The 15,422-nt window shown below is 71.9% G+C and carries 17 protein-coding genes; 14 read left to right on the forward strand and 3 right to left on the reverse strand.

What is annotated here, in order from left to right; genetic code table 11:
- Positions 1-428: 428 nt before the first annotated feature.
- The gene (locus tag V5P93_RS20825; protein WP_181043736.1) at positions 429-584 is read right to left on the reverse strand and encodes an RGCVC family protein; all 156 of its coding nucleotides are present in this window, start codon (positions 582-584) and stop codon (positions 429-431) included.
- Positions 571-1,710 (reverse strand): N(5)-(carboxyethyl)ornithine synthase, encoded by a 1,140-nt coding sequence (locus V5P93_RS20830; RefSeq protein WP_104481522.1) that lies wholly within the window; start codon positions 1,708-1,710, stop codon positions 571-573. Before V5P93_RS20830 ends, V5P93_RS20825 begins: the two co-directional genes overlap by 14 nt.
- Before the next feature lie 651 nt (positions 1,711-2,361).
- Here V5P93_RS20830 and V5P93_RS20835 point away from each other — a divergent pair.
- The 7 genes from V5P93_RS20835 to V5P93_RS20865 all read left to right on the forward strand — a co-directional run bounded on the left by V5P93_RS20835 (position 2,362) and on the right by V5P93_RS20865 (position 9,706).
- Positions 2,362-2,568 carry a hypothetical protein gene (locus V5P93_RS20835; RefSeq protein ID WP_146108244.1) on the forward strand — a complete coding sequence of 69 codons (207 nt, stop codon included), beginning with the start codon at positions 2,362-2,364 and terminating at the stop codon, positions 2,566-2,568.
- 70 nt (positions 2,569-2,638) lie between these two features.
- On the forward strand, positions 2,639-5,017 hold the full coding sequence (locus V5P93_RS20840; RefSeq protein WP_104481521.1) for a phosphoketolase: 2,379 nt from the start codon (positions 2,639-2,641) through the stop codon (positions 5,015-5,017).
- Position 5,018: 1 nt separating this feature from the next.
- A complete protein-coding gene (locus tag V5P93_RS20845) occupies positions 5,019-5,276 on the forward strand; it encodes a hypothetical protein (protein ID WP_104481520.1) in 258 nt (85 codons plus the stop codon).
- A complete protein-coding gene (gene mgtA, locus V5P93_RS20850; protein ID WP_104481519.1) occupies positions 5,273-7,927 on the forward strand; it encodes a magnesium-translocating P-type ATPase in 2,655 nt (884 codons plus the stop codon). The genes V5P93_RS20845 and mgtA overlap by 4 nt, the downstream gene beginning before the upstream one ends.
- An 84-nt stretch (positions 7,928-8,011) precedes the next feature.
- Positions 8,012-8,626 (forward strand): universal stress protein, encoded by a 615-nt coding sequence (locus V5P93_RS20855; protein ID WP_245931567.1) that lies wholly within the window; start codon positions 8,012-8,014, stop codon positions 8,624-8,626.
- Between the two features lie 13 nt (positions 8,627-8,639).
- Complete coding sequence (locus V5P93_RS20860) at positions 8,640-9,341, forward strand: HAD-IC family P-type ATPase (protein WP_104481517.1); 702 nt, start codon at positions 8,640-8,642, stop codon at positions 9,339-9,341.
- Positions 9,326-9,706 carry a hypothetical protein gene (locus V5P93_RS20865; protein WP_104481516.1) on the forward strand — a complete coding sequence of 127 codons (381 nt, stop codon included), beginning with the start codon at positions 9,326-9,328 and terminating at the stop codon, positions 9,704-9,706. The genes V5P93_RS20860 and V5P93_RS20865 overlap by 16 nt, the downstream gene beginning before the upstream one ends.
- A 150-nt stretch (positions 9,707-9,856) precedes the next feature.
- Here V5P93_RS20865 and V5P93_RS20870 read toward each other — a convergent pair whose 3' ends face one another.
- Entirely contained in the window at positions 9,857-11,086 is a 1,230-nt protein-coding gene (locus V5P93_RS20870; protein WP_104481515.1) for a helix-turn-helix domain-containing protein, read from the reverse strand.
- Positions 11,087-11,339: 253 nt separating this feature from the next.
- On the opposite strand from V5P93_RS20870, the gene V5P93_RS20875 reads away from it, so the two are divergent.
- The 7 genes from V5P93_RS20875 (at position 11,340) to V5P93_RS20905 (ending at position 15,001) form a co-directional block, all read left to right on the forward strand.
- Positions 11,340-11,756: a hypothetical protein gene (locus V5P93_RS20875; RefSeq protein ID WP_104481514.1), complete on the forward strand. Its 417-nt coding sequence runs from the start codon at positions 11,340-11,342 to the stop codon at positions 11,754-11,756.
- 562 nt (positions 11,757-12,318) lie between these two features.
- Positions 12,319-12,795 carry an Asp23/Gls24 family envelope stress response protein gene (locus tag V5P93_RS20880; RefSeq protein WP_104481513.1) on the forward strand — a complete coding sequence of 159 codons (477 nt, stop codon included), beginning with the start codon at positions 12,319-12,321 and terminating at the stop codon, positions 12,793-12,795.
- Positions 12,792-13,184 carry a hypothetical protein gene (locus V5P93_RS20885; RefSeq protein ID WP_219824108.1) on the forward strand — a complete coding sequence of 131 codons (393 nt, stop codon included), beginning with the start codon at positions 12,792-12,794 and terminating at the stop codon, positions 13,182-13,184. The genes V5P93_RS20880 and V5P93_RS20885 overlap by 4 nt, the downstream gene beginning before the upstream one ends.
- Entirely contained in the window at positions 13,181-13,357 is a 177-nt protein-coding gene (locus V5P93_RS20890; protein WP_181043735.1) for a hypothetical protein, read from the forward strand. Before V5P93_RS20885 ends, V5P93_RS20890 begins: the two co-directional genes overlap by 4 nt.
- Complete coding sequence (locus V5P93_RS20895) at positions 13,354-13,770, forward strand: Asp23/Gls24 family envelope stress response protein (RefSeq protein WP_342752304.1); 417 nt, start codon at positions 13,354-13,356, stop codon at positions 13,768-13,770. The genes V5P93_RS20890 and V5P93_RS20895 overlap by 4 nt, the downstream gene beginning before the upstream one ends.
- Positions 13,767-14,309 carry a DUF6286 domain-containing protein gene (locus V5P93_RS20900; protein ID WP_104481512.1) on the forward strand — a complete coding sequence of 181 codons (543 nt, stop codon included), beginning with the start codon at positions 13,767-13,769 and terminating at the stop codon, positions 14,307-14,309. Before V5P93_RS20895 ends, V5P93_RS20900 begins: the two co-directional genes overlap by 4 nt.
- Positions 14,306-15,001, forward strand: a complete 696-nt coding sequence (locus V5P93_RS20905; protein ID WP_342752303.1) for an alkaline shock response membrane anchor protein AmaP — start codon at positions 14,306-14,308, stop codon at positions 14,999-15,001. Before V5P93_RS20900 ends, V5P93_RS20905 begins: the two co-directional genes overlap by 4 nt.
- Positions 15,002-15,422: the final 421 nt, after the last annotated feature.

The following is a 15,422-nucleotide window of genomic DNA, read 5'->3' on the forward strand; positions in this document are numbered from 1 at the left end:
GGCGTCGCGGTCACGGATCAGGTGGGCAGCGATCTCCTCGCTGATCGGAGGACGACCTGGCGGTTTCGGTAGCCGCCACTTCCCGGCCAGGAGCCCGCACGACAGTCGACAGCCAAAGACCACCGATCAACGACCCGAGTTCTCGACCAGCGCAGGGATCCGAACGCCGGCGTGATGACCTCAGCGTGCCGCAAACGCCCGATCGAGGCCGCCATGCGGGACACGACGATCTTGGGGCAGGGCACCCTGCCCCGGTTTGGCACCGCACAGGGCCCCGAGTCGGTGACACGTGCCGGTATCGTCTCGTCGTCCCTGAGGAGCGGGCGCAGCGCGGGCAAGACCTCCCTCGATCACCGAACCACCGCCTGGAATCCGGCTCACCTCCCGTGGCAACACGTTCGACCAGGACAGGCGACCGGTGTCGCGCGTCACCGGCAGACGCAGTCCCGGGACAGCGCGGAAGCCTCGGTGGCGGTGCAGTAGCGAACGCCGATGGGGTCGTGGTCGCGCCACGGGTGGGGGCACACGGCACAGCTGTCGACAGCGGCCTCCAGCAGGGCGGTCCTCGGTTCAGAGGCGGGCATGGGGGTACTCCGATGATCGGTGTTGGAACGAGAGGACGCGGGGGTTCAGGATGGTTCCCCCGCGGATCTCGATGGCACGTCGGATGGTCTCGTTGGAGTCCCAGGCGCCGGTGAGCACCGGGCGCAGGTGCGGGAGGAGCGCTTCGCTGATCTCCCAGGTCGCGGAGTTCCACAGGTAGGACGGGCTGTGGTCCACACCGTAGTGGCGCACGTGGTCTCCCAGAAGGAAGTCCGGTTGTGCGAACGAGGTGGGGCGCGCCCACTCGAAGCCCATACCCGTGTCGCAGGAGACGTCGACGACCAGGGTGCCGGGGGCCAGGACGGGCAGGTCGTCGTTGGTGAGGAACATCAATGGCGTGTCGGTGTCCTGGAGCACGCAGTTGACGATGATGTCGTGTTCGGCGAGGAATGCCGCCAGCGGTACGCGGCCCGCTGCGGTGACGGCGTGGTGCCCGCGTCGGGAATCGGTGTCGCCGTGGTCGAAGTGGATGATCCGCGCGGAGTGGATCGGCGAGCTGACGGCCGCGACACCGCGGTTGGTGAGGATGTCGACGTCGTGCACCCCGAGCGCGTTGAGGGCCGTCACGGCGCCTCGTGCGGTGGCCCCGAACCCCAACACGACGGCGCGCAACCGCCGCCCGTAGTCACCGGTCGAGCCGAGCAGCCGCATGGCGTGCAACACCGAGCAGTAGCCCGCGAGCTCGTTGTTCTTGTGGAAGACGTGCAGGCCGAACGAGCCGTCGGAGTTCCAGTGGTTCATCGCCTCGAAGGCGATGAGCGTCAGCCGTCGTTCGACGGCGTGCTGGGTGAGCTCCTCGTCCTGGACGCAGTGCGGCCAGCCCCACAGCACCTGTCCTTCCCGCAGCTGCGCGACGTCGGCGGCGAGTGGCTTCGGCAGCAGGATGACATCGCATTCCGCGATGAGTTCCGCGCGTGAGCGCAACCCCGCGACGGACGCCGCGAGTTGATCGTCGAAGACGCCGAAGCGTTCCCCGTAGCCGCGCTCGAGGTAGACACGGTCCCGCAGGTCCGCATCGATCCTGTCCAGGTGTCGCGGGTGGAGGGGAAGTCGGAGTTCGTCCTCCTTCCGGGACCGGGCGATGACGCCGAGGCTGAGCTGATCCACGTGTGTCCTGTCCTCTGTGGGCGGTGCCGCCACGACGGGCCGCGGTTGCCTGATCCGGTGGCCTCGTCAGGCAGGGTCGGGCCCGATCGCCGCAACAGTCCTTCGCGGACAGATCGAGACGTGGCGGAGCCCCGCCGATCACCGGTTCGAATCCTGCCGACGGGAGAACGCGAGTCCCTCGCCGGGCACGGCAACGGGCTTCTCGTCGAAACGCGCCGTTCACCGGTCCTCGGGTCGAGGTGACACCGGGGTCCAGGGCACGTGCTCACGACACTACACCCCTCCGCCGAGAATCTTCGCCCCACTTCGCCGCGGGCAGGCGACCGGCGCTCGGGCAAGCGTTGCCGCGCCCGCGCTGGTGGATCACGTTCGCTTGAGCCGGAAGCCCGCGTTCGTCGGATGTTCGAATGGCGGTCAACGCACGGTAGGCGGCCAAGGACATGGCCTTGGAGACCGCCGTTGGCGGGCTGTCGTCATCACCCGCGGTGCGCGTCACGTGCGAGAACCGTCCCCGGCTCATGGCGTCACACGGGCCTGGAGGGCGTAGGCTCCGCTGTGTCGAGTTCACCTCGTGCGACCGCGGTCAAGCGGGCGCCGTCCTCGGCGTTCTGACTGCCGGTCGCGCGTCGACCGGGGACGGGAGCCTGCCCGATGTCGGGCTCACGCGTCGCCTCGTCGAGGTCATCGTTCGTCGGCAGAGTGGTGCGTGCCGGATCCGGCAACACCTCTCCCCCGGTCCTGACGGCCGTCCCGGGCAGGCTGCTCGGCGCCGTCCCGGTGCGTTCCCCGCTCCGGGACGGGGAACTCGACCGCTGGGCGGACGAGGGCGGTCGAGCCGCTGCTCGCGACACCTTCTGACCTTCTACGTCACCACCGCCCCAGGACCCCGGACGGTGCCACAAGCACACCAGTCCGAGGAGTCACCGCCATGCTGACCACCGCCCGCGAGCCGGTCGCCGATCCCACGAACCAGGACTTGGCGCTGGTCGACGCTTATTGGCGCGCGGCCAACTACCTCTCGGTCGGGCAGATCTACCTGCTGGCCAATCCACTGCTTCGGGAACCGCTGCTGGCCGAACACGTGAAACCTCGGTTGCTGGGGCACTGGGGGACCACCCCAGGGCTGAACCTGTTGTACGCGCACATGAACCGGCTCATCCGCGCTCGTGACCTCAACGTCCTGTACGTGACCGGCCCGGGGCACGGTGGCCCGGCGCTGGTGGCCAACGCGTACCTGGAGGGCACCTACAGCGAGGTGTACCCGGACATCGGCGAGGACGAGGATGGCTTGCGCGCGCTGTTCCGCCAGTTCTCCTTCCCCGGGGGCATCCCCAGCCACGTGGCGCCGGACACACCGGGCTCGATCCACGAAGGCGGGGAACTCGGCTACGCGCTGGTGCACGCGTTCGGCGCGGTGTTCGACAACCCGGATCTCATCGCGTTGTGCGTGGTGGGAGACGGGGAGGCGGAAACCGGCCCGCTCGCGGCGAGCTGGCACTCGAACAAGTTCCTCAACCCGGTGACCGACGGCGCGGTGCTACCGGTGCTGCACCTCAACGGCTACAAGATCGCCAATCCCGCGGTGCTGGCCCGCGTCCCCGCGGCCGAGCTCGCCGCGCTGATGCGCGGCTACGGCTACGAGCCGCACTTCGTCACCGGCGACGACCCGGCCGAGGTCCACCGCCTGCTGGCCGCGACGCTGGAGGAGGTGCTCGGCGACATCGCCGCCATCCAGCACGCCGCCCGCGGCGGGGCGGTCGCGGACCGGCCGGTGTGGCCGATGATCGTGTTGCGCACCCCGAAGGGCTGGACCGGCCCGAAGAAGGTCGACGGCGTCCAGGTGGAGGGCACGTTCCGGGCCCACCAGGTTCCGCTGTCGCGGACAAGGGCGAATCCGGCGCACCGCGCACTGCTGGAGGAGTGGCTGCGCGGCTACCGCCCCGAGGAGCTGTTCGACGACACTGGGCGGTTGCTGCCGCACCTGCGCGCCCTGGCGCCGACCGGCACCAGGCGGATGAGCGCCAACCCGCACGCCAACGGGGGCAGGCTGTTGCGCGAGCTGTCGATGCCGGACTTCCGCGACCACGCCGTGCCGGTCGGTCGTCCCGCGGTCGAATCCAGCGAGGCGACCCGCGTGCTGGGCGGGTTCCTGCGCGAGGTCGTCGCCGCCAACACCGACCGGTTCCGGATCATGGGTCCGGACGAGACGGCGTCCAACCGCCTCGACGCGGTGCTCGAGACGACCAACCGCGCGTGGAACGCGATCACGGTGGCCGGTGACGACCACCTCGCGCCGGACGGGCGGGTCATGGAGGTGCTCTCCGAGCACCTGTGCCAGGGCTGGCTGGAGGGCTACCTGCTCACCGGCAGGCACGGGTTGTTCAACTGCTACGAGGCGTTCATCCACATCGTCGACTCGATGCTCAACCAGCACGCCAAATGGCTCAAGACCAGCCGCGGCATCCCCTGGCGGGCGCCGATCGCCTCGTTGAACTACCTGTTGTCCTCGCACGTGTGGCGCCAAGACCACAACGGATTCTCCCACCAGGACCCGGGGTTCATCGACCACGTGGTGAACAAGAAGGCGGAGATCGTCCGCGTCTACCTGCCGCCGGACGCCAACACGCTGCTGTCGGTGACCGACCACTGCCTGCGCAGCAAGGACTACGTCAACGTCATCGTCGCGGGCAAGCAACCCGCGCTGACCTACCTGGACATCGACGCCGCCATCGCGCACTGCGCGCGAGGGCTGGGCATCTGGCCGTGGGCGGGCACCGGCCACGGCGAACCGGACGTCGTGCTCGCGTGCGCGGGGGACGTACCCACGCTGGAGGCCGTGGCGGCCGCGGACCTGCTGCGCACCCACCTGCCCGCCCTGCGGGTGCGGGTGGTCAACGTGGTCGACCTGATGCGACTGCAGTCGGAGACCGAGCACCCGCGCGGGCTGTCCGATGTGGACTTCGACGCGATCTTCACCACCGACAAGCCGGTGGTCTTCGCCTTCCACGGCTACCCGTCGCTGATCCACCTGCTCACCTACCGCCGCACCAACCACCGCAACCTGCACGTGCGCGGCTACCAGGAGGAGGGCGCCACGACCACCCCGTTCGACAACGTCATGCTCAACGACCTCGACCGGTTCCACCTGGTCATGGACGTCATCGATCGCGTCCCCGGATTGGGTGAGAGCGCCGCCGGGCTGCGCCAGGCGATGGTCGACAACCGGGTCGCGGCCCGCAGGCACACCCGGGAGCACGGCGAGGACGACCCGGCGATCGCCGGGTGGACCCTGCGGTCCGGGAACTGACGTGCGGGTCCTGGTCACCGATGCCGAGTCGGCGAGCCTGAAGCCGCGCCTGCTCGACGACGAACTGGTCGAATGGCCTCGCTTCCCAGGCGGCGCCCTCGGCCTGGAGCACAACCGGTCCGCGCGCGCCGACACCCGTGGCACTCCATCTGGATCGGTGATGCGAACCTTCGTGATCACCGCCGGGGAAGACCTCCTGAGCGCCCAGGAGACACGCGCTCCGCGTCCGGTCCCGGTGCCGAACGAGACACTCCGATGACCGCGGCGAAGACCGACGAGGTGGACCGGCGGAGCGGATCGGCGACCGAGGTGGTGACCGCGGCGGCCCGCTCCACGGCGGAGGTCCTGCGGGATCTCGGCGTCACCGCCGATCAGGGCCGCACCCGGGCCGACGTTGTCCAAGAGCAGGCCCGGTGGGGGCTCAACGCGGTGTCCTCGCACCGCGCCAGGCTGTTGCCGGTGCTCTGGCACCAACTCCGCTCCCCGCTGCTCGGGCTGTTGCTGGCGGCGGCCTTGGCGTCCGCCCTGTTCGGGCAGCGCGGTGACGCGGTCATCATCGCCGCGATCGTGGTCGTGTCGGTGGGGCTGGGCTTCGCCAACGAGTACCGCGCCGAGAAGGCCGCCGAGGCCCTGCACTCCCGAATCCGCCACGAGACCACCGTGATCCGCGAGGGCACCCGGTCGCGGGTGGACGTCACCGTGCTCGTGCCCGGCGATGTGCTGGAGCTGCGCCTCGGCGACATCGTCCCGGCGGACCTGCGGCTGCTGTCGGCCACCGGTCTGGAGTGCGACGAGTCCGTTCTGACCGGCGAAGCACTGGCCGTGGACAAGTCCACCGGCCCGGTGCCGCCAAACACCCCATTGGCGGAGCTGTCCAGCGCGGCGTTGATGGGCACGGTGGTCAGGGCGGGCTCGGGTGTCGGCGTCGTGGTCGCCACCGGCGCCCGCACCCGGTTCGGCTCGATCGCGGCGGGACTCGACACCCACCCGCTCGACACCGAGTTCCAGATCGGCCTGCGCGAGTTCTCCATGCTGCTGGTCTACGTCGCCGGGTCGCTCACCGCGGCGATCTTCGCGGCGAACCTCCTGCTGGACAAGCCGTTCCTGGACGCGCTGCTGTTCTCCCTGGCGATCGCGGTCGGCATCACCCCGCAACTGTTGCCTGCCGTGGTCTCCACCAGCCTCGCCGCCGGGTCGCGCCGGATGAGCCGCCGCCGGGTCCTGGTGAAGCGGCTGGTCTGCATCGAGGACCTGGGCAACGTCGACGTGCTGTTCACCGACAAGACCGGAACCCTCACCCAGGGCCGGGTCCAGTACATGCGCGCCGTCCCCGCGGCCGTCGACACCCCGGACGAGGTCCTGCGGTGGGGCCTGCGGTGCACCGAGGCGTCCGCGCGAGCCAGTGGCGGCAGCCCGTTGGACCAGGCCATGTGGTCCTCGCCCGCCGCGACGGGGCTGGGTGCGGTCTCGGCGGTGCGGGAGCCGACGGCGGTGTTGCCCTTCGACCACGACCGCCGCATGGTGTCCGTGCTCACCCGCGCTCCGTCGGGTTCGTCAACCCTGATCACCAAGGGCGCTCCCGAAGCCGTCCTGGACCGCTGCGTGGACGTGCCGTCCGGGGCGCGGACCGCGCTGGCCGCCGAGTTCGCCGCGGGCAACCGGGTTGTCGCCGTAGCCACACGGCCCGCCGATGACCTGTCGACAGTCACCGCCGCGGACGAACGGGACCTGCGCCTGAGCGGCTTCCTGGTCTTCCTCGACCCGCCCAAGCCCGACGCCGAGACCGCACTGCGCCGCCTGGCCGATCTCGGCGTCGCGGTGAAGGTCGTCACCGGCGACAACGCCGCGGTGGCCGTCAAGGTCTGCCGCGACCTCCGACTGGCCACGGGGGGCGCGCTCACCGGTACCGACATCGATGCCCTCGACGACGAAGCCCTCGCCGCCGCCATCCCCGACACCACGGTGTTCGCCCGCGTCGGCCCGGAGCACAAGGCCAGGATCGTGCGGGTCCAGCGCCACGGCGCGGGCGCTGTGGCGTTCCTCGGCGACGGGGTCAACGACGCGCTCGCCCTGCACGCCGCCGACGTGGGCATCTCGGTCGACTCGGCCACCGACGTCGCCAAGGACGCCGCCGACGTCATCCTGCTCGACAAGGACCTCGGCGTGCTCGCCGACGGCGTCGTGGAGGGCAGGCGCATCTTCGCCAACACCATCAAGTACGTCCTGATGGGCACCTCCAGCAACTTCGGCAACATGGCTTCCGCCGCCGGGGCATCGTTGTTCCTGCCGTTCCTGCCGATGCTCCCGTCGCAGATCCTGCTCAACAACCTGCTCTACGACACCAGCCAGCTCGCCATCCCCACCGACAACGTCGACGCCGAACAGCTGCGCAGACCGGCGCACTGGGACATCGCGTTCATCCGCCGGTTCATGCTGCGCTTCGGCCCGCTCAGCTCGGTGTTCGACTTCGCCACCTTCGGCCTGATGCTCTGGGTCCTGCACGCCGGGCCCGAGCAGTTCCACACCGGCTGGTTCGTCGAGTCGCTGGCCACGCAGGCGCTGGTGATCTTCGCGATCCGGACCAGGACCGTCCCGTTCTTCCGCAGCCACCCCAGCCTGCCGCTGACCCTGGCCGCGCTCGGCGTGGTCGTCATCGGTGCGCTGCTGCCCGCGACACCCCTGGCCGGTGCCCTGGGCTTCCGTCCGTTGCCCCTGGCCTTCTACGCCGCCCTGGCGGCCATGGTGGTGGGCTACCTCGTCCTGATCGAGATCGGCAAGCGGTCCTTCTACCGCGCAGCCGGGCCCGTCGCACCGCGGGTCGTCCCCCCGCGCGGTCGCGGGCTGCGGCGGCGCGCGCGGCCCTTCAGCACCGTTGGCCCCGTACCACGACGAACAGGAGTTCCCCGATGAACGACCTCATGTCCCGCCTGCCGGTGGTCGCCGGTGTCGACGGTTCGGTTTCTGCCGCCCACGCCGCGCAGGACCTCCGACGCGGTGCCCGCACTGGTGGAAGAGTCCGCCAAGGCGTGCCTGGTCGTGCTCGGCTCCCGGGGGTTGGGCGGGTTCAGCGGCATCTTGATCGGGTCGACCGCCGTCGCGCTCACCGCGCGCGGGAAGTGCCCGGTCGCGGTGATCCGCGGCCGGACCGAGGACGGGGCGCCTCCCTCGACCGGTCCCGTGGTGGTCGGGGTCGACGGCACGCCCACCAGCGAGCCCGCGCTGGCGGTGGCCTTCGAGCAGGCGGCCTCCCGCGGCGCGGACCTGGTCGCCGTGCACGCCTGGACCGACTTCGCCTCGATCACCGCCCACACCTACGCCCACCAGTCCGCTGTGGACTGGGACGCCATGGAGAACCGCGAAGGCGAGGTACTGGCCCAGCAACTGGCGGCGTGGCGGGAGAAGTACCCGGCGGTGACCGCGCGCCAGGTCGTCAGCCGCGACCGACCGGTGCGCAGTCTGCTGGACAACGCCGAGAACGCCCAACTGCTGGTGGTCGGCTGCCGCGACCACGGCGGGTTCACCGGCATGCTGCACGGCTCCACCAGCCAGGCCCTTATCCACCACGCGTCCTGCCCGCTGGTCGTGGTCCACGTCACCGCCGCGCGATGACCGGCCGACGCCGGTGACCGTCGCCCACGCCAGGTCAGTCGACGACAGCCGCAAGGCGACCGGCGCGGACCTCGACCGCGGGCTGTCGGTCCAGGAGGCGCGGGCCCGGCTCGACCACTCCGGCCCCAACGAGCTGCCGCCACCCCGCCGACGCGGTGCGCTGGTCCGGGTGGCGGGTCAGGTGCACCACCCCCTGATCTACGTCCTGCTCGGCTCCGCCCTGGCGACCGGCCTGCTCGGCGGCATCGTGGACGCGAGCGTGATCCTGGGCGTCGTGGTGGTCAACGCCCTGATCGGCTTCCTGCAGGAGGGCCGCGCCGAGCGGGCTCTCGACGCGCTGGCCGCGGCGACGCGGACCAAGGCCACCGCGATCCGCGACGGAGTCGCCACCGAGGTCGCCTCGACCAACCTGGTGATCGGTGACCTGGTGCTGCTCGACGAGGGCGACCGCGTGCCCGCCGACCTGCGGCTGGTGTACACCCGCGAGCTGCGGATCGACGAATCCGCCCTCACCGGCGAGTCCCGACCGGCGGCGAAGGACCCGCTCGACCTGCCCGCGGCGACCGAACCGGCCGACCGGACGAACATGGCCCACGCGGGCACCCTGGTGACCTCCGGCGGCGGACGCGGCGTGGTCGTCGCGACCGCCGCGGACACCGAGATCGGCCGGGTGCACCACCTGGTCGCCGTGACCGGCCGGTGGACACGCCGCTGACCCGGAAACTGGCCCGCTTCAGCGGCGCGCTCACCATCGTGGTCCTCGCCCTCGCCGGACTCGGCGCGCTGGTGGGCACGCTGCGCGGGCAACCGGCCGTCGAGGTGGTGACCGCCGCCGTCGTCGCGCTGCGCCGCGGGCCATGGGGTCTGCTGGTCACCGGGTCGATGCTGGCGATGTACGTGCTGGAATGCCTGAGCATCGCCGTCGACCAGTGGTTCGGCGCGCACGCCGATCCCGCCTCCCCGATCACGTCGGCCGCGCTGACACCGGTGTTCGCCGTCGCGGCGGCACTGATCGCGGCCCCGCTCGCCGCGTACCTGCGGCACGTGGACCGGGACCCGATCGGAGTCGCGGAAGTCTGAAGTCCCCGACCGGCTGAACGCGAGGCGGCGATGCGTGGGCAACGCCGCTCGCGCCGGCGACGGCGTGCCCGACGGGTACCGGCACGACCCGGCCTGACCGATGGCCCGCCTGCCCCCCGCGGTCTCCCTCGGCGTGCGAGTGCCGCGGAATCAGGATGGTGTGGGCAGCGCGGTTGCGGGCCAGTCGAGCAGCCGGGCGCCGAGGACGGCGACATGCAGGGTGATGCGGACACCGGTGTCGGCAGGCTCCAGTCCGGTGAACTCGCGGATGCGGGCCAGCCGGTAGGTGACCGCCCGCACCGACAGGTGCAGTCTGCGTGCGGTCTCGGCGGTGTTGCCGCCCGCGTCGAGGTAGGCGTCCAAGGTGCCGAGCAGTATCGCCGCGCCGCCCCGGGCATCCGCGAGCGGGCCGAGAGTGGTGAGGATGAGATCGGCGATGGCGGTCCGGTCACGGAGCAGGACCCGGTAGACGAGCAGGTCGACGGCCGCGACGACCGGGGTGTCCATCCGCAGGAGCCCGGCCAGGGTGAGCGCGTCGCGGGCTTCCTCGTAGGCGAGCAGCACCCCCACCGGGCCGGGGCGGACGCGACCGACGCCGATCTGCCACGCCCCGCCTTTCATCGTCGTGGCACGAGGACCGAGCACACCGCGCATGGCCGCGACGATCCGGCCGACGGCGTCCGCGGCGTTGACGGTCCCGACGACGACGAGCAGTCCGTCTTTGCTCGCCACGAGCGCCGGTGGCGAGCCGCGCCCGCTCAAGGCACTCTCGACCCGGTTGAGCTGGGCGCTGCCTTCGGTGAACGCCGTGCTCGCGCGGGCGAGGACGACCGTGTGCGGTCCGGTGAGGTCGAGCCCGAACCCGGCGGCGCGGGCGAGCAGCCCGGAGACGTCGGAGCTGCCGGTCAGCAGGTCGTCGATGAACTCCCGCCGGGCGGCCTCCTGCCTGCGGATCACCGCCTGCCTAGCCATCTGGTGGCCGTCGCTCACCGCGGTGACCGCCTCGCCCGCGGCGCGCATCACCGTTTCACCCACCGCCTGCACCAGGGCGAGGGTGGGCACCGCCGCGGTGACGGCGGGCAGGTACCGCCACAGCCGCCAGGTGACCGACAGGTAGAGGTCGATCAGGGCAGGCAGGGGCACCCCGGCGTCCGCCGCCTCGCCGCCGAGGCGGCGGTAGCCCTCCAGTTCCGTCCGGTTCAACGCCGTTCGGGTGGCGCTGACGCGGGTCAACGCCGAGACGTAGTCGCCGAGCAGGGCGGCGTCCAGGCCGCCTGACTGCGCCACGGCCGCGCCGGTCAGCCCCGCCACGTCGACCTCGGACACCGAACCGGGACCACGCGCACCACCTGCCCTCGGATCGATCGGCACTGCGATCATCTCCTTCGTCGAGCCCCAGGTGCGGCGGCGACGTTGCCCGGTTGCGGAAACCGATCAGCGGTCAACTCGGCCTGGTTGGGCCGTGACCGCGCACGTCACGAAGCCCACTATGGGGTCAAGTCAAACACCGGGGACAAACCACCGCCTGCCGGATCACCCGGACGGCCCCGGGCGCCGGATGTCCGCGCTCCCCCGCGGTTGCGCGCGAACACCTGCCGGTCAGCACCGCTCGACGACCGACGAAGGGAACCCGATGACCCACCCCCGCTCCCCGGACATCGTCCACAGCGGACACACCGTGCTCGGCGCACACGTCCCCGCCACCATCAGCGCGCGGCTCCGCCTCGGCAACGGGTTCACCGCCGCTGAACGCCCCGGCATCGTCAAGCGCCTGTCCTCGCTGGACCACGCCCTGGGCGCGTACGACGTCTCGACGGTCGAACTGGAGCTGTCGACCAAGGATCGAGACCTCCCGGGGCAGGCCACCACTCTGCAGTGCAGGCTCGCCGGACGGCCACGGCTGGTGGCCACCAGTTCGCAGCGGACACGCACAGCCGCGTTGATCGAGGTCCGCGACAACCTGCGCCGTCAGCTCGACGACCTGAAAGCGCGCACCGCGCCACAGCACGCGCGGCACCGCCACGGTGCCAGCCCCCTGTACTGGGGCTGACGAAAGGCGGGGTTCGAGCCATGGACGCCCCCGGGCGCTCCGCAACCCCGCCTCCTCCAGACCGTGGTCGACGTGTCCGCCGGGAAGAACAGCGCCCTGGTGCCGCCCTTCCCGGTCGACCTGCTCCGCTTCTCCGGAAAGGCCGCGGCGCCCGGTGTCGCGGCTCGCCGTCGCACCGCCCGCCGTCATCGAGCCCGCTTCCGCGACCGACGGCCCATCCATACCGGAGGACCCGCCGGCGCGGTTCGCCGACCCCGGCGATCGTCCACATCGGACTTCTCATCGGCTGGGCCCACCCAGGGTGCCCTCGCCTCCCCTCGACCACGACCGGCACCGGTGGTTGTGGTTTAGGGAAGGCGTGGCAGGGCATCCGAAGACCACAGCAGCCGCCCAGGACCCAGGCGACACCGGGTTCCGGGGAGTCGGCGCTTCGCGTCCGCCACGCGGATCCGCCCGTTCCCCTCGGGGGTCCGCTCCAAGCGCTTCCGCTGTCGCAGCGGCCGCTCCCGATTGCTTTTGCCTGGCGCCATCGCACACCTAGCGCACGATCGAGGAGACCACCGTGACGAATCCCGTCACCCCCGCGTCGAAGCCACAAACCCAGAACACCAACGCCGAGGTCGTCCCCCGCCAAGCGGACACGCGCGCACCGGACAGGGGAACAACCACCATCGCCGACACCGTGGTCCAGAAGATCGCGGGACTGGCCACGCGTGAGGTCGCCGGTGTGCACGCGCTCGGCGGCGGCGCGGCTCGAGCGCTGAGCGCGCTGCGGGAGCGCATCCCCGGCGCGACGGCCTCGGCGGGTCAGGGCGTCTCGGTCGAGGTCGGTGAGCGGCAGGCCGCTGTCGACCTGAACATCCTCGTCGAGTACGGGGTGTCCATCGCGGACCTGGCCAGGTCGGTCCGCCGCAACGTCATCGGCGCGGTGGAGCAGATGACCGGGTTGGAGGTCGTGGAGGTCAACGTCGCCGTCACCGACGTGCACATCCCGGACGACGACGAGGGTGCGGGCGCCACCGTCGTCCGGGTGCAGTGAGCCCGGAGATCGAGGCGACCGTCATCGCCGCCGCGGTGCGCGCCCTGCCGCAGGTGGCGGGCCCGCACCGCGGGCGGTACGGCGAGATCGCCACCTACCTCCCCGGGCATCGGATCGCCGGGGTCCGGGTGCGGACCGCCGAGATCACCGTGGGCGTGGTCGCGCGGTACCCGGCCACCGTCGCCGAGGTCGACTCGGCGGTCCGGGCGGCCGTCCGCGCAGCGGTCGGCCCGGCCCTCCCCGCGCTGCACGTGTGGATCGGTGACGTGGCGCTTCCCCGACCCCGTGCCACCTCTTGGCGGGCCGCGGCACTCGGGCCGCCGCGGCAACCCGAGCCCGGCACTCCGCAGCGGGATACGAGGGCCACCACAGCGAGGACGACAACGTGAACTCGACCACCACCGGCGTGCTCGCAGGCATCGCGCTCGGCTTCGCCGCCGCGTTCGGCGGATTCGGCGCCTTCATCCTCGTCCTGGTGCTCGGCGCGGCGGGGTTCGTCGTCGGCAGGGTGCTCGACGGCAAGCTCGACGTGTCCGCGCTGACCGGCCGTGGTCGGTCGTGAGCGCCGTGGGCACCGCTCCCCCGGTCCAACCGCGGGCACCAGGATCGTCGACCACCGCGAGCGAGCGGGGGAGCCTCACCATCGCCAACGGCGTCGTGGCGCGGATCGCCGCACGAGCGGCCACCGAGGCCCGCGGCGTCGGCGGGTCGGCCCACCGCCTGTTCGGTGTACCCGTCGGTGCGGAGCGCGCCGGGCGGGACGTCCAGGTCGAGGCGACTGTCAACGGCGCGACCGTCGCGCTCGACGTGCGGTTGTCGATGACCTATCCGATGCCGGTGCGCCGCGTCGCCGAGGATGTGCGCCACCACTTGAGCGGGCGGGTCCGCGCGCTCACCGGACTGATCGTGTCCAGGGTCGAGATCACCGTCACCGCCCTGCACCCCCAAGCAGCCACGACCGGGAGAGTCCGATGACGAGGTTCCCCCGGCGCGGCGCACCCGCGGTCCTCGTGGCCTTGGTCGTCCTCTCCGCTTGTGCGCTGGTCACGACAGTGGCGGTGCAGCGGGTCGTCGGGTGGACCCCGTTGGTCGACCCCGGCGCCGTGCTCGGCGCGTTGCGCGCCGCGCGGTGGACCGATCCCGCCGTCGTCGCCGCCGCCTCGGTGTGCGTGCTGGTGGGCGCGGGTCTCCTGCTCTGCGCGCTGCTGCCCGGCACCCCCACCGTCCTACCGCTGCGCGACGACGACCCGCGCATCGACCGCGCGGTGCGTTCCGGCGCGACGCGCAAGAGCGTGCGACGCGTCCTGCGCTCCGCCGCGTCGTCGGTGGACGGCGTGGCCTCCGTCCGGCTCCTGCTCACCGGCCGCGCGGTCACCGCGACCGCCACGACCCACCGCGCCATCACCGACGGGCTCGCCGACGCCGTGCGCGCGGCCATCGAGGACCGGCTCGACCGGATCGGGCAGGCAGGCCGCCCCGCGGTGGGCGTCCGGATCCGGAGGCGGGGGCGGTGAGCGGCCACGAGCGGCCGTCGAGGCTCAACCGCGCCCTGCTGGCGGCCACCGGCCTGCTGCTGCTCGCCGCGGGCGGGTTCGCCCTGGCCACCCGGTTCGCGGTGCTGGACGTGCTGCCGCCGGAGGGCCACCTCGTCCCCGGTTCCGCGACTGCGCCGACGTGGGTCTGGTACACCACCGCGGCCTGCGGAGTCGTCCTCGGTCTGCTCGCCATCCGCTGGCTCGTCGCCCAGGTGATCCGCAAGCCGAAGACCCACACCTGGCGGTTCGACACCGACACCGGTCGCACCGACCTGTCCGCGAGCACGGCCGTCGGACCGCTGCTCGCCGAGGCCGAGACCTATCCCGGGGTGCACACCGCACGCGGCACCCTCGCCGGGACCCGCGACAACCCGACCCTCGTGCTGGTGATCAGCACCGAGCAGGACGCCGAGCCCGCCGCGATCCGGCGCGCGCTGGCCACCCGGGGGGTGCCCCGCCTGTGCCGGGTTCTCGACCTCGGCGACCTGCCCACGACCGTCGAGTTCCGCTTCACCGACGAACCCGCTGCGCGATTCGCCGCATCCCCGGCCGACTCGGGCGACGACCTCCGCGCGCACGCCACCGGGGGGCCGGGAGTGCGGACCGACCAGGTCGCGCCGCTCACGGAGAACCATTCCACAGCGGACCCGGAAGCGGTACGACCGAGATGACACCGAACCGGACCAGCGCCAGGGACGACCCGACAACGCGAACCGGATGCCGGTGGACGGTGAAACCCGCTGACGGCGCGCGGGGCTCTGTCGACAGGGCCTGGGGTGGCCGCCCTCCAGCGACTCGGCGATCGAGTCCCCCTGGTCGCCGACATGGCCGCGTCCGGGATACCGGTGCGGCACGTCTCCGTCAACCCCGACACCTGGAACCGGACCGAGCACAGGCTCGTCGTATCACCATGATCGGGCGGGACCGGGTCGGGACACCCCGCCCACTGGTGCTCCCGCGGCGCAACGGCACGCACCGGGTCGGCGAGACCCGCAAGTACGTCGACCCGGAACTACAGGTGTACCGCCTGCGCCCGGCTGACCTCGACCGCACCGCCCACAAGGACGCACAACCCGCCCGCTCGAACCTGAT

The sequence above is a fragment of the Actinokineospora auranticolor genome (assembly GCF_041897805.1).
GTDB classification, from domain to species: Bacteria; Actinomycetota; Actinomycetes; order Mycobacteriales; family Pseudonocardiaceae; genus Actinokineospora; species Actinokineospora auranticolor.